This is a genomic window from Billgrantia montanilacus, from assembly GCF_003336675.1.
GTDB lineage: Bacteria > Pseudomonadota > Gammaproteobacteria > Pseudomonadales > Halomonadaceae > Halomonas > Halomonas montanilacus.
On the sequence record NZ_QPII01000004.1, the window covers coordinates 81,830 to 94,698 of the forward strand.

The 12,869-nt window shown below is 63.1% G+C and carries 13 protein-coding genes; 9 read left to right on the forward strand and 4 right to left on the reverse strand.

Annotated elements, in window-relative coordinates:
• The first annotated feature begins 99 nt into the window (after positions 1-99).
• From folE2 to DU505_RS07375, 3 genes are all read left to right on the forward strand, one after another.
• Entirely contained in the window at positions 100-993 is an 894-nt protein-coding gene (gene folE2 / locus DU505_RS07365; RefSeq protein ID WP_114478351.1) for a GTP cyclohydrolase FolE2, read from the forward strand.
• Positions 994-1,147: 154 nt separating this feature from the next.
• Complete coding sequence (locus DU505_RS07370) at positions 1,148-2,368, forward strand: DNA glycosylase AlkZ-like family protein (protein WP_181872756.1); 1,221 nt, start codon at positions 1,148-1,150, stop codon at positions 2,366-2,368.
• Positions 2,369-2,580: 212 nt separating this feature from the next.
• Positions 2,581-4,347, forward strand: a complete 1,767-nt coding sequence (locus DU505_RS07375) for a mechanosensitive ion channel family protein (RefSeq protein WP_114478353.1) — start codon at positions 2,581-2,583, stop codon at positions 4,345-4,347.
• Positions 4,348-4,417: 70 nt separating this feature from the next.
• Here the strand turns inward: DU505_RS07375 and DU505_RS07380 are convergent, their stop codons facing one another.
• Both DU505_RS07380 and DU505_RS07385 read right to left on the reverse strand, forming a co-directional pair.
• On the reverse strand, positions 4,418-4,804 hold the full coding sequence (locus tag DU505_RS07380) for an ICP22 family protein (protein WP_114478354.1): 387 nt from the start codon (positions 4,802-4,804) through the stop codon (positions 4,418-4,420).
• 251 nt (positions 4,805-5,055) lie between these two features.
• The gene (locus tag DU505_RS07385) at positions 5,056-5,241 is read right to left on the reverse strand and encodes a hypothetical protein (protein ID WP_245947807.1); all 186 of its coding nucleotides are present in this window, start codon (positions 5,239-5,241) and stop codon (positions 5,056-5,058) included.
• A gap of 41 nt (positions 5,242-5,282) precedes the next feature.
• Here DU505_RS07385 and DU505_RS07390 point away from each other — a divergent pair, with 41 nt between their 5' ends.
• From DU505_RS07390 to DU505_RS07400, 3 genes are read left to right on the forward strand one after another with little or no spacing between them, the layout of a single operon-like run.
• A complete protein-coding gene (locus tag DU505_RS07390) occupies positions 5,283-6,311 on the forward strand; it encodes a DUF2157 domain-containing protein (RefSeq protein ID WP_114478356.1) in 1,029 nt (342 codons plus the stop codon).
• Positions 6,308-7,387, forward strand: a complete 1,080-nt coding sequence (locus DU505_RS07395) for a DUF4401 domain-containing protein (protein ID WP_114478357.1) — start codon at positions 6,308-6,310, stop codon at positions 7,385-7,387. Before DU505_RS07390 ends, DU505_RS07395 begins: the two co-directional genes overlap by 4 nt.
• The gene (locus tag DU505_RS07400; protein ID WP_114478358.1) at positions 7,384-7,920 is read left to right on the forward strand and encodes a GDYXXLXY domain-containing protein; all 537 of its coding nucleotides are present in this window, start codon (positions 7,384-7,386) and stop codon (positions 7,918-7,920) included. Before DU505_RS07395 ends, DU505_RS07400 begins: the two co-directional genes overlap by 4 nt.
• Before the next feature lie 388 nt (positions 7,921-8,308).
• On the opposite strand, the gene DU505_RS07410 is transcribed toward DU505_RS07400, so the two are convergent.
• The gene (locus tag DU505_RS07410) at positions 8,309-9,061 is read right to left on the reverse strand and encodes a VIT1/CCC1 transporter family protein (RefSeq protein ID WP_114478359.1); all 753 of its coding nucleotides are present in this window, start codon (positions 9,059-9,061) and stop codon (positions 8,309-8,311) included.
• Between the two features lie 139 nt (positions 9,062-9,200).
• Between DU505_RS07410 and DU505_RS07415 the strand changes: the two genes are divergently transcribed.
• Positions 9,201-9,842 carry a Vat family streptogramin A O-acetyltransferase gene (locus DU505_RS07415; RefSeq protein WP_114478360.1) on the forward strand — a complete coding sequence of 214 codons (642 nt, stop codon included), beginning with the start codon at positions 9,201-9,203 and terminating at the stop codon, positions 9,840-9,842.
• Between the two features lie 19 nt (positions 9,843-9,861).
• Positions 9,862-10,275, forward strand: coding sequence for a hypothetical protein (locus DU505_RS07420; protein ID WP_147273051.1), 414 nt, complete (start codon positions 9,862-9,864; stop codon positions 10,273-10,275).
• An 89-nt stretch (positions 10,276-10,364) separates the two neighbouring features.
• On the opposite strand, the gene DU505_RS07425 is transcribed toward DU505_RS07420, so the two are convergent.
• A complete protein-coding gene (locus DU505_RS07425) occupies positions 10,365-11,702 on the reverse strand; it encodes a tetratricopeptide repeat protein (RefSeq protein ID WP_114478362.1) in 1,338 nt (445 codons plus the stop codon).
• 165 nt (positions 11,703-11,867) lie between these two features.
• Between DU505_RS07425 and DU505_RS07430 the strand changes: the two genes are divergently transcribed.
• Positions 11,868-12,830 (forward strand): AraC family transcriptional regulator, encoded by a 963-nt coding sequence (locus tag DU505_RS07430; protein ID WP_114478363.1) that lies wholly within the window; start codon positions 11,868-11,870, stop codon positions 12,828-12,830.
• Positions 12,831-12,869 lie beyond the last annotated feature (39 nt).

A 12,869-nucleotide genomic window follows, 5' to 3' on the forward strand; every position in this document is an offset into this window, starting at 1 on the left:
GGTGGTCGGGGCCCGATCCAGGCCAAGCACTATTCCGGTCTGCCAATACCACCGTCATGCCTCGGCAAACCGCCCAAGAAAGCTAAAGGTCCCGATTCGATGAACAGGTTACCGCTTGAAGATATCGCCGCAGCACCCGCGTCCCGGCTTGGCACCCTGAGCTGGGTCGGCATGGAGCAGATCGCCTTACCGCTGCAGGTCGCCGGGCAGGGGGTGACGGGCTACGCCTCGGCGGGCGTCAGCCTGGACGACCCCACGGCCCGCGGCATACACATGTCGCGCCTCTACCTGGCACTGGCCGAGCTCGAGGAGCGGGAGATCTCGCTTGCGCGAGTGGCATCGGTGCTGGGGGCTTTCCTCGACAGCCATACGGCGCTCTCCAGCACGGCCTTCATCGACCTGAGCGGCGAAGCGATGCTCAAGCGGCCGGCCTTGATCAGTCCGCTGGCGGGCTGGAAGCGCTACCCCTTCACGCTGCGCTGTCGGCGCGATGCCCAGGGCTTCAGCGCCATTCTCGACCTCACGGTGGGCTACTCCTCCACCTGCCCGTGCTCGGCCGCCCTGTCGCGCCAGCTGATCCAGCAGGCCTTCGACGAGGACTTCACCGACATGCCGGTCAGCCGCGAGGCGGTCCGGTCCTGGCTGGTCAGCGAGCAGGGCATCCTGGCCACGCCCCATAGCCAGCGCAGCCAGGCCCATCTCTCGGTGCGTTTGAAAGAAGACGCCCATGATGAACTGCCGCTGCTGCAGCTGGTGAACGTGGTGGAGCGAGCGCTGGGCACCGCGCTGCAAACGGCGGTGAAGCGCATCGACGAGCAGGCCTTCGCCCTGGCCAACGGCCAGAACCTGATGTTCTGCGAGGACGCCGCGCGCCGTCTGCACCACACCCTGCGCGAGCAGACAGGCGTCAGTGGCTTTCAGGTGCGTGTGGTGCATGCCGAGAGCCTGCACGCCCACGATGCCGTGGCGCGCAGCGAGTGGAACTGGGGCTAGGAGCTGATTCGTTAAATAGCGGGCTATTCGCCTCATCAGATCGATAAACTTGCCTCGAAATCCAAATCTCTCGTGACGATCGGTCAAATCCGACAGGCTCCTAGGGGAGCTTTGTTCGCCTAAGATGGGGTATGCCTCAGGACAAGGACTGCCGATGACCGCCCAACAGCGCATTACCCTGACACCTGCCGACGCCCGCCGCCTGCTGGTGCGCTATCACTTCCAGCTGGCACCGCTGGCGACCGTCATCCGTCGTCTGGGGACCATTCAGTTCGATCCCCTGGCGCCGGTCGGTACCAATCCGGACCTGGTCCTGCAGTCCCGGGTGCCCGGATACCGGCGGGGTGATTGGCTGCAGGCGGCCTATGGTCAGCGGCTGCTGGTCGATGGCTGGGACAAGCAGGCCAGCCTGATTCAGCCCGGGGAGTGGTGGGCCCAGGCGCCGTTCCATCGCTGGTTCGCCCGGCGCTGGCGACAGCATGGGGTGGACGTCGAGTCCCCGGAAGCCCTTGCCCTGGTCGACCAGGTTGAACGCCATGGCCCCGCCACCAGTCTCGAGCTCGGCGATCAAAGGGCCGACCCCGCATTGCGCGGTAGTTGGTACGGACCCAAGCGTTCGCGCCATCTGCTCAAGGCGCTGTGGGACGCCGGGCGCTTGATGACGCACCACCGAGTGGGCGGTCGCCATGCCTACGACTTGCCTGAACGCGTGCTGCCCCGGGGCGCGAGCGTGCCGGACGCCACGCAGGACGATGCCCTGCAGCGGCTGGTGGTCCGTCGCGTGCAGGCCGCTGGCTTGCTGCGCCCCACCGCCGATGCCGCTGTCTGGTTGCTACCCTGCCCGCGCGCGGAGCGTGACCGAATCGCCGCACGGGCCATCGCCAGGGGAGAGTTGATCGAGCTCGACGTGGAAGGCACGGGCTACTGGACCACGCCTGAGGCACTCTCGGTCCTGGAGGAGGCACCCGACTCGGCCGGTGCCACGAGTCCAGGAGTGCGTTTTCTCGCCCCATTGGATCCGCTGATGTGGGACCGCGGCGGTGTCGCGCGGCTCTTCGGCTTCGATTACGTCTGGGAGGTCTACAAGCCCCTGGCCCAGCGGCGCTGGGGGTACTATGTGCTGCCGGTGCTGCCGGTGCTGTGGGGCGAGCGATTCATCGCTCGCTTCGACGCCAAGTGTCAGCAGGGCACCTTGACACTCTTCGCCTGGCACTGGGAGCCTGACATTCATCCAACCAGGCTTACCCAGGGCCTGCCCGAGGCCCTTGAGCAGGCCTGCCGTGAGTTTTTCGCCTACCTCGGCGCTACCCGTCTCGTCCTGCCCAGGGGCCTCGGTCGCGAGGCCCGACGCGCCTGGCAGCGGGCGGTCAAATGACCTCCTCTGAGCACGCTCCATTGATCGCCGATGCGGCCGAGTACGCCGCTTGGCGAGAACCGTGCCTGCCTTCGACTGGACGAAGCGGTAGCCTGTGAGCTGTACTGCGATCAGCCACCGGTCCGGTCGGCCTGGTGCTATTGGCCGGCCAGGCCCGAATAGCGCTGTCTGAGGGAAGAGACAGCGGGTCCGCTTCGATCAGGAAGAGATATATGACAGGAAATGGCGCATGGCGGCTGTTGGCAGTGTGGGCCGTAATGGCATTGGCCATCATCCTCTCCGGGCCTGGCATGGCTCAGGTGTCGCAGGGCACGGGCGCGAATGATGGCGAGAGTGAGAGCGAGGAGAGAGAGTGGTTCCCTCTTGAGTCACTGAATACCGGCCTCGATGAGGCTCCCGAAGAGCTCAGACGGGAGACCCCACGCGAATCGATCCGAAGCTTTCAGCAGCTTACCGATCAGGAGGATTTCGTCGGCGCGGCCCATGTGCTCAATCTTTCCGAGCTGGACTCTGAAGAGCAGCGTGAGAGGGGAAGGGAACTGGCCATGCAGCTGGCCGAGGTTCTCCGGCGTGGCGAGTGGCTGAATGTTTCTGACCTTTCCGGCCGTCCGGATGCCGCCATCGAGGACCCGTCGGGGCAGCATCCCCTGACCGGACAGCCGCGCCGAAACCTCCAGTTGGCCTCGCTCCAGACCAAGGGCGATACCTACGATATTCGTCTCGCCCGCTATCGAGTGGAGGGCGAGGATCCAGTCTGGCTGATCACTCCCGATAGCGTTGCGTCAATTCCCGTGCTCTACGAAGCGTTTGGTCCGTCGCTGCTGGAAACGTACATCCCGGATCGCTTCAAGACGTCACTCGGCTGGCTCCAGATCTGGGAATGGATCGCGATTCCGGTCTTCCTGCTACTGATCGGCCTGGTGGGGTGGGGGGTCTACGGTCTGGTCGGCTTGCTGGCGCACTGGTTCCCCAGCGGCGCGCCCAGCATTTTTGCCGACAGGATCCGCGTGCCCATGGCTCTCCTCGTCATGGCCTTCGTGGCTCAGGTACTGCTCGACTATGTGGTCTCCTTCACGGCTGTTGCCACCACGTTCATTCGGGTCCTGTTGATCATCCTTATCGCCTGGGGCGTCGGTACGATAGCGCTTCGCCTGGTGGACACCATTCTGCTCAAGGTGACGCGGCGCATGGTGGGGGAAATCGATGACACCAAGCCCCGCGACGAGCGCAAGCTGCTTACCTCGCTCTACGCGCTTCGCCGGGTCATCATTCTGATAACGGTCTCTGCCGTTTCCGTCTATGTGCTGAGCCAGATCCAGCTCTTCGAGACGCTGGGCATGTCGCTATTGGCGTCGGCCAGTGTCCTGGCGGTGTTGGTGGGTATCGCGGGCCAGGCGGTGCTGGGCAATATCCTTTCCTCGTTCCAGGTGTCGTTGGCCAAGCCCATTCGCATCGGCGATCTGGTGATGTTCGAAGGGCAGTGGTGCTACGTGGAGGGCATCTTCTATACCTTCATCCGGTTGAGGAGCTGGGATGAGCGGCGCTTGATCGTGCCGGTGACGTACTTTGTCTCCAAGCCCTTCGAGAATCTGTCGGTCAAGAGCGCGAAGATGTACCGGACGCTGGAGTTGGTTCTCCACCTGAGTGCAGACGTCCAGGTCATCAGGGACAAGTTCCTGGCGTTCGCCAAGGAGGAGGACAGCGTCGTCGAACACCACAAGCTATGCTGCTACGTCACCGAGCAGACCGAGAGAGCCCAGACCGTCTCCTGTTACCTCATGGCCTCCGATCCCTTCTCCGGCTGGGTAGCGGAAATGAATATTCGCGAGAGGCTGATGGCCTTCATTCGCGACAACCACCCCGAGTGGTGGCCCAGGGATGTGGTGGTGCTCAGCGATAACGATATTGCCAAGGGCGAGAAGCCAGACGCTCGTCCGCCCTCTCATGAGTCAGCTCCGGGTGGCGATGGGGGAGGCTGATGACAGATACGACAGGGCCCGGCACTGTGAACTGAACTGCCGGGCCCATGGGAATTTCCAGGTTTCCTCCCTATCGGGTCTCATCCTCTTCTGCGTCTTGGGTACTGTCGGTATCGCTCGGGTCGGGTGCCTCGCCTGCCTGCGTGCCTTGACCACCCTCTACGCCTGGCGCACCCGGGTCACTGCTCACTTCGCCGGAGCGACCATCGGTGCCTTCCGGCTCCATTTCGCCGTTTCCTTCCTCTTCCCATTCGGTACCTTGTTCGGCATCCGTTCCAGCGGACCCGGAAGAGCCCATCGTATCGGAAGCGCCGTCCGTCATGGTGGAGGTATCGCTTTTCTCGCCGTAGGCATCCGCGTCTTTGTCACTACCGGCCGACCAGGCGAAAGGACTGGCAGCCAGCCCCATCGTCACTCCCAGCACGCCGATTCGCTTGAGAATATCGCGAGACAACATGGCATTACTCCTTGGACATCGTGTCCATATGCAAGCGGCCCATCGTATTGTGGCGGCCGCTCCGCTCCTTGTCAGGCCGTGGGCTCCGAAGACAAGCGCCGCGACCACCACCGTCCCGCTCCTGAGTTCACCTGCCTGCAATTCGGCAGTGGCCGGCAGATGGTCATTGGCCTTGGTGAGGCCAGGAGGTGACGGTCCCTGAAGCATAGTTCGCCTACAGAAGTTGGGGTGGTGGTATTCTTCATTTTCTCTCAGCATCTCTGTGCCTCGAGCTGTTTCCGCCGGTTTCCGCCTTGTCGCTCCAGCATCCAGCCCGGGTACTCAGGCGGTAACTGGCTGACGCGATCGAGTTCGGCGAGTTCGTCATCGCTGAGCATGACCTGCGCGGCGGCGATGTTGTCATCGAGCTGGTCGATGCGCTTGGCCCCGACAATCACGCTGGTGATAGCCTATTTCAAGTACCACACAGGGAAACGCCATGTCCTCTATTCGCCGTGAGCTGGTGGCACTGATCGAGCGGGGCGCGATACCTCGCGAGCAGGTGCCAAGGGCGGTCGCGCTTTCCGGTCTCCATCCTTCGAGGCGGGCCTGGGGGGTGTTTCTGGATCGGCTGCTGCTGTGGCTGGGTACGCTGGCGCTGGCCAGCGCGCTGCTGTTTCTGGTGGCCTACAACTGGACCGAAATGGGGCGCTGGCTGCGCTTCGGGCTGGTGCAGGTGGGGCTGGTGGCGGCCATCGGCGTCTACTGGTGGTCCGAAGGACGCGGCCCAGTAGATGAGGGAAGAGCGGATGAGGGAAGAGCGGATAACGGTGTAGTCGATAACATCGTGGCACGTGCCGCGCTGACGACGGCCTCGCTGCTGCTGGGCGTGCTGCTGGCGCTGTTCGGCCAGGTGTACCAGACCGGCGCCGATCCCTGGCAGCTGTTTTTCTTATGGGCCGTGCTGATGCTGCCCTGGGTTCTGGTCGCCCGCTTCGATGCGCTCTGGATCCTGTGGCTGGGGCTCCTCAATCTTTCGTTGCTGCTCTACTTTCGCACTTGGGGCGGGGCATTCGATGTCTTTTTCAGTAGCGATACCGCCGCCCTATGGGGCCTGTTCGCACTCAATACCGTGGCACTCGCCCTGTGGGAGCTGGGCGCGCAGCGCTGGCGCTGGCTCTCTACCGGTTGGAGTACTGGCCTGCTGGCGCTGGGCAGCGGCATTCCCCTGACCCTGCTGATGCTCATGTTTATCCTGGATGAGTGGGCCGATGTCTCGGCTGCCGTGCTGGTCTACCCGCTGTGGCTGGCAATACTCTATGTCGCCTATCGCCATTGGCGGCCCGATCTGTTCATGCTGGCGGGCGGCTGCCTGTCGGTCATCGTGGTAGTCACCACCTTCTTCGGCCGGCATCTGCTGTGGCAGGGCGGGGCGGGCGGCTTTCTGTTCTTGTCCATGGCGGTGCTGGCGTTGGGCGCCATGGCGGTTTTCTGGCTCAAGCGGGTACACGTGGAGATATCGGCATGACCCGGTCGCTCAATGAAAGGCTCGGCCAGGCCGGCATTGTCGTCGACGAGGGTGATGTGCCGCCGGTGCTCGAGGCTCCCTGGTTCGTGCGGGCGCTGCAGGCGTTCTCTGGCTGGCTGGCGGCCCTGTTCCTGCTCGGCTTCATCGGCATGGGCGCGGTGTTCGTGCTCGACAGTAGTGCCGCTGCCGCCTCCCTGGGATTGGTGATGATTGCCGGCGCCTTTGCGCTGCTGCGGGGGTCGAAAGGAGACTTCGTCGAGCACCTGGCGCTGGCGGGTAGCCTGGCTGGGCAGCTGCTGGTGGCCTGGGCCCTGGGTGCAGCACTGGGGAGCGTGAGCGCCGGCTTCTGGTGGTCGTTGGTGGGGCTGCAGGCGGTGCTGGCGCTGGTGATGCCAAGCCTCACGCATCGCACCTTTTCTGCCTTCGCGGCGAGCCTGGCGTTCTATCTGGCGTTGACCGAAGGCGTCTCGGCGCCTTCGCTGGCCGGCGGCCTGGTGCTGCTGTCGCTGACCCTCCTGTGGCTTAACGAGTTTCGCTGGCCGGCACATATGCGCCAGTTGCAGGCACTGGGGTATGGCCTCTTGCTGGGCCTGCTCGCCATTCAGGTCATGGAATATCACGGGCAGTCGCTGCTCCTCGGGCGCTACGATTACGGTACGGGCCTGGTCTGGCTGGAGCCCTGGGTGGGGGATGGCCTGGCCACGCTGGCGCTGTTACTGCTGGTTCACCACGTCTTCCAGCGCCACAGGTATGCCATTGCGCCGAGCTCGCGGGTGGCAGCCTATGGCGCCGTGGCGGTGCTGATGCTGCTCTCGCTCCAGGCCCATGGGCTGAGCCAGGGTGCGCTGGTAGTCGCGCTGGGCTTCGCCATCGGCAACCGCCTGATCATGGGCCTCGGCGTGATGTTGCTGCTGCTGGCCATCACCAACTATTACTACTGGCTCGACGCCACGCTGCTGGCCAAGTCGGTGACGCTGTGCTTGCTGGGCGTGCTGCTGCTGGCGTTGCGCTGGGTGTTGCGCCGCAGGTGGCAGATCGATAGGCGGGACGCTGTCGGGGAGGACGAGAGCCAATGACATCGACAGCCACGTGGAACCGGATCATCGTGGTGGTAGCCCTGGCGTTGATCCTGGCACTGGTCAACTGGAGCATCTGGGCCAAGGAGCGACACCTGGCCGAGGGCGAGATGGTGTATCTGGAGCTGGCGCCGGTGGACCCGCGCTCGCTGATGCAGGGCGACTACATGGCGCTGAACTTCGAGGTCGGCAACCTCATCCGGGAGGCTCTCTATGCCCAGCGCAGGGAGGGTGGCGAACGGCAGGCCGCCGATGGCCATGTGGTGGTGAGCCTGGATGCGCAGCGTATCGCGCACTTCGAGCGCTTAGATTCCGGGGAAGATGCGCTGGATGCCGACGAGATGCGCATAAACTACCGGATGCGTAACGGACAGGTTCGGTTTGCCACCGACGCCTTCTTTTTCCAGGAGGGCCACGCCGAGCGCTATGAACCCGCCCGCTACGGCCAGTTTCGCGTCAACGAACGCGGGGAACCCCTGCTCGTTTCCCTGCACGGCGCCGAACTGGAGCTGCTGGGGGAGATGGAGCGGTAGAGGAACGGCTGTTGGGCAAGATTACCTAGCCGATGGAGTGAAAAACGACAGAAATCATCCATGGAACTGCATATTGTCAGGCGTCTTATTCCCGAGTGGGGGACTAAGTACGGCCCGCCAGAGGAAGAGACTTTTCCAGCCGTCATGATTCTGCATGGTTCGGAAGTTGCATGGTCGGGAGGAGCCATCGTAACCGATTTCTTCGCGCGGGACCTTGGCGATTAAGCGCTGAGACCTAAGGTCCCATGGCCTAAGTGGCAGAATGATGCATGAATAGGGAGCTGCCCCCCGTATCCTAATCGCGGCAGAGATGTTCTTGCTGGAGCGGCTTGGGTAAATGGAGAAGTAATATGGCTTCGTTACTGATTACGCCTGGGTTGCCCTTGAGCTAGTTCAGACCGAACAGCGCATGTGCCAGGTGCCCACTGATGAAGGCGAGACCAGCTGCGGCGCCTCCTATCAACAGGGTACGAAACCCCGAGCGTAACATCGGCCGATGATAGACCAGACTCTTGAGCATCCCGATGCCGAAGAACATCGCGCCGGCGATAAGAAGGCTTGCCAGGAATTGTGTGACGGCATCCAGACCCGATAGCGCATAGGGCAACAGCGGCATGGCACCTACGATGATAAAAGCGAAGAAGGTGGTCAACGCGGCGCGCAGAGGGCTCAATCCGACAGGCTGAAGGGAGTGCTCTTCCTTGAGCATGGTGTCCACCCAGATATCATGATCGTCGGTCAGGGTCTCCACCACTCTCTCCAGCAATTCCCCATCGAATCCTTTTGCACGGAAAATCTGGCGTATTTCTTCTCGCTCTCCTTCGGGGATGAGCTGGATATGGTGATATTCGCGACGAGCGACACTGTCGATATGCTCCTGCTGTGCCTGGGAAGCCTCGTAATTGCTGACTGCCATGCTGAAGCCGTCGGCAAGGAGATTGGCGACACCGAGTACCAGGGCGACCGTAGGGGAAAAGCCTGCGCCGAAAGCGCCTGAAACGACGGCGAATGTCGTTACGCAACCATCGATGCCTCCCAGTATCGCATCGGGCATGGAGTTCACTTGCGGCGGCTGAGACAGACGTTGCTTTACTGCCTCGGGACGATGTTCGGGCTCGAGATCTTCGCGGTCGTATGACATGGGGACCATCCAGGGTGGGTATTACGCATATCTTCTCTAGCCAAAGAGGATAGAAGGGGCATCGCTAAACGTAGCAGATGGCATTGAGGACGTGCTTAGCTTGTCATGTGTGCAAAACCCAATTGAAAGGAGGGCGGCAGTGCTCGGACCTGACCCCACTACCACGCACCCCATGGAAGGGTTTCCCCAGGTGTGCTTCATCAAGAACGTCGTAAAGAGCCCAAATATCATCGTCGGCGACTACACCTACTACGACGATCCGGAGGATTCGGAGAACTTCGAGCGCAACGTGCTCTTCCACTTCCCCTTCATCGGCGACAAGCTGATCATCGGCAAGTTCTGCGCCATCGCCCGGGGTGCCAAGTTCATCATGAATGGGGCGAATCACAAGCTTTCCGGGATTTCCACCTATCCGTTCCAGATCTTCGGCAACGGCTGGGAAACGGTCATGCCGGAACAGGGTGACTTACCCTACAAGGGCGATACCGTCATCGGCAACGATGTGTGGATTGGTTATGACGCTCTCATCATGCCCGGCGTGCAGATCGGTAATGGCACCATCGTATCGTCGCGTTCGGTGGTGGTAAGCGACGTGCCACCCTATACGGTAGTCGGCGGCAACCCGGCCCGCCCCATCAAACAGCGCTTCCCGCCCGAGGCGGTCGAGACCCTGCAGGCCATTGCCTGGTGGAACTGGCCGGTGGAGAAGATCACCCGACATCTGCCGCTCATCGTGGCTGGCAATGTCGAGGCGCTACGGCAAAATGGATTGAACGAATGAGCGTATGGCAGGCAGGCGTATGAACAGGGAGTTGTGCCACAGGATTCTGATCGTTATCGAGATGCTCTTGCTGGCACTGCCGGTTAGCGTGTTCTGCCTGTTTTTCGGCTTGGCTTTGCTAATGACGGTGGGATTTTCCTGGGGGCTGGAAGAACTGGCAATCATGTTCTTCGTACTGATTGGCATGCTGGGTATCGTTGGGCTGTGGTGTGCCGCCATCACTTACCTGGCCCGGCGGACGCGGTCCATCTGGTGGTGGCGGGCCGCCTGCATGGGCGCCGGGTTGGTGAGCGTTTCCTTGATGCTATTCTGCCTGATCGTCTTTGGCTGGGAGCGGCCGGAGTGGGTGGTCATCATTGCCCTGGGGGTGTTTGCCAGCCCATTGCTGGTGCCGTTTATCCATCTCGTCTATCTACTGCGATGCACTCGCTAGAAGCGACTGGCGAGGGCCTCGAGTCAACGCTTGGATTCGCGAGGCGCCGGACGCAACCTCATGACGTGGGAGCGTCCGGCGTTTTTGCATCAGGCGACCTGCTTCTCGTCGACCGCTGGGGTGAGTGTTCGGCTCAGGAATGAGCGGTTCAGCGGGCTGTGCGGTTTCCCGGCGAGACGCTCGTGGGCAAGGCCCTCGGCCACGTCACGGTAGCCGCCGCGCAGGGCGGCTTCGGTCAGTGTCCAGTCGATGATGTCGCGCTGGGCGTGGCTGCCGCCGAAGGCGTTGGCAATGTGGCGTGCTGGATACAGGCGTTCCACTGCGGTGTCGTAGTCGCCGCGCCAGAAGGCGGCGAAGCCTTCGCTCAGCGGCATGCCGATTCGCTTCGCCCAGGTCGATGCTTCTCGACCACTGTCGGGATCTCGCAGGGTGGCCAGTAGCCGCGTCACCTGATCATCACGCCCGGCGCCGAGGTACGCCATGACCGCATGCCAGTCGTTGAAGGGGTAGAGCTTGCCATCGGCGTGCCTGTCCCAGGTGTCGGCCAATTCCTGCCAGCGGTCGCCCACGTTTTGGCCGGTCAGGTGCAGCCGCCAGAGCAGGGCCGAGGCGTCTATCATGTCCAGTGCCACCACGCTGCGCTCTTGCCGGATGGGGCCGTCATAGAGAGCGAGGGCCTCGTCGGCCTGTCCCAGTTCGAGATGGCAGAGCGCGCGATGCCACCAGTTGTGCACCTTGAACAGGTTATCGTCGCCGGCCCAGTAGGGCTCGCGTGCGATCATCCAGCCGATGCCGTCCTCGGCGCGCCCCTGCATCTCCATCACATGGGCCACGGCGTGGTGCGCCCAGCAATCCAGCGGTTCCCGGTCCAGCGCCTGGCGGCCGGTCTCCTCGGCGCGGGCGTAGGCGCCGGTTTCTTCGAGCCCGAAGGCGTACATGCCAAGCAGGACCGAATAGCCTGGCATGTCGGGGCTCCATTGGGGCAGCACGCGGGCGAGGCGGTCGCGCAGGTTGCGGGCGTTGGCGCGGTAGAAGTCCATCAGATGGCCGGCCTGCAGCGCCAATAGGTCATGCGGATAGTGCAGGTTGTGGCGATCCAGGGCGCCCGCGGCGGAGGTCCACTCCCCCGCCACCAGGTGCTCGAGGGCGGCGACGTGGGAGGCTTCGCGGTCATTCAGGCGGTACGACTTCAAAGCCGCTACATCGGCCCTGGCCGCTTCGGCGGCGTCGGGCTCGGTGGCTAGCGCAAACAGGTAAGCGCGGAGGATTCGCGCCATGGCGAAGCCCGGGGCCGCTTCGATGGCCTGGTCCAGCGGCGTCACGGGATCGCTGCGGTAGAGGTTGAAGGCTTCGGCCGAGCGGGCATAAAGCTCCGCGGTTTCGGCGGTGGCGCCGGGAAGGGGATTTCCTTGACGGTCGGTCTGCATGGGGCATGGCTCCGTGGTGGTGTCGTTGTCGTTCGTCAGGGGCGCAGGGCGGGCATCGAATTCGCCTTGCACCACGCTGCTAAACTACTCGGAGGTGCGGTGGCAGATAATAGTCGAGACGCCAGGGTTCTTGTCCGAGCCGCCGCCATCACGGAGCGTAGGCCGATGGAGGCTTCTCTCGATGTGCTGCGCACGCTGCGGCTTACCGGCGGCATCTTCCTTGATGCGCAGTTCACTGCGCCCTGGTGCATTTCCGCCCAGGTTGCTCCTGAGGATTGCCATCCCGCCACGCCGCTGCCCGGGGGTATCATTGCCTACCATTACGTCAGCACCGGCCGGCTGCTGTTGCGAGTCGGTGAGGGAGCTGCGATGGAGATTTCGGCAGGGCACCTTGTGGTTCTGCCGCGCAATGAACCGCATGTACTTGGCAGCACTCTGGATTGCCCTCCTATCAGTGCCAACCGGCTGGTGCAGACGAGCATCGAAAGCGGTATCGTCCGTATCGTCCATGGCGGCGGCGGGGAAGCAACGCGCGTATGGTGCGGTTTCCTGCTCAGCGAGACGACGACCGATCCTCTCATCGGCATGCTGCCGGGCGTGATGATGCTCGACGTGTCGCAAGGTGCGGCCGGGCTATGGATCGAAAGCTCCTTTCGTCTGGCTGTCGGCGAGATCGCCAACGGAGAGGTACGGTCACCGGCGTTGCTCTCCCGGCTGGCCGAGCTGCTCTTCATCGAGGCCGTACAGCACTACCTCGTCAGCCTGCCGCCGGATCAGCGTGCCTGGGTAGGCGGGCTGCGTAACCCCTTCGTAAGCCGCGCCCTTGCCTTGATGCATGACCGGCCAGCGCGTCACTGGACGACAGAAACACTGGCGCGAGAGGTGGGGCTCTCTCGCTCAGCCTTCGCTGAACACTTCTCTGCGCTGATGGGCATGCCACCAATGCGCTACCTGGCGGGGTTGCGTATGCGGCTAGCGGCACGCCGCTTGCAAGAATCGTCAACCCCGATCGCGCTGATTGCCCAGGAAGCGGGATACGAGTCGGAAGCGTCGTTCGCCAAAGCCTTCAAGCGGGCCTTCGGTGCGCCACCCGCGACTTGGCGTCGCGGGCAGCAGGGGCCGTCGTGATGCAAGCCCTTTCCTACATCGTTGTCGGCGAAGCCCCTG

Bases quoted from the DNA above. Each gene is read 5' to 3' on its own strand.
- DU505_RS07430 (WP_114478363.1), top strand. From the start codon at position 11,868: ATGGAGGCTTCTCTCGATGTGCTGCGCACGCTGCGGCTTACCGGCGGC.
- folE2 (WP_114478351.1), top strand. From the start codon at position 100: ATGAACAGGTTACCGCTTGAAGATATCGCCGCAGCACCCGCGTCCCGG.
- DU505_RS07380 (WP_114478354.1), bottom strand. From the start codon at position 4,804: ATGTTGTCTCGCGATATTCTCAAGCGAATCGGCGTGCTGGGAGTGACG.
- DU505_RS07375 (WP_114478353.1), top strand. From the start codon at position 2,581: ATGACAGGAAATGGCGCATGGCGGCTGTTGGCAGTGTGGGCCGTAATG.
- DU505_RS07395 (WP_114478357.1), top strand. From the start codon at position 6,308: ATGACCCGGTCGCTCAATGAAAGGCTCGGCCAGGCCGGCATTGTCGTC.
- DU505_RS07370 (WP_181872756.1), top strand. From the start codon at position 1,148: ATGACCGCCCAACAGCGCATTACCCTGACACCTGCCGACGCCCGCCGC.
- DU505_RS07410 (WP_114478359.1), bottom strand. From the start codon at position 9,061: ATGTCATACGACCGCGAAGATCTCGAGCCCGAACATCGTCCCGAGGCA.
- DU505_RS07420 (WP_147273051.1), top strand. From the start codon at position 9,862: ATGAACAGGGAGTTGTGCCACAGGATTCTGATCGTTATCGAGATGCTC.
- DU505_RS07400 (WP_114478358.1), top strand. From the start codon at position 7,384: ATGACATCGACAGCCACGTGGAACCGGATCATCGTGGTGGTAGCCCTG.
- DU505_RS07425 (WP_114478362.1), bottom strand. From the start codon at position 11,702: ATGCAGACCGACCGTCAAGGAAATCCCCTTCCCGGCGCCACCGCCGAA.
- DU505_RS07390 (WP_114478356.1), top strand. From the start codon at position 5,283: ATGTCCTCTATTCGCCGTGAGCTGGTGGCACTGATCGAGCGGGGCGCG.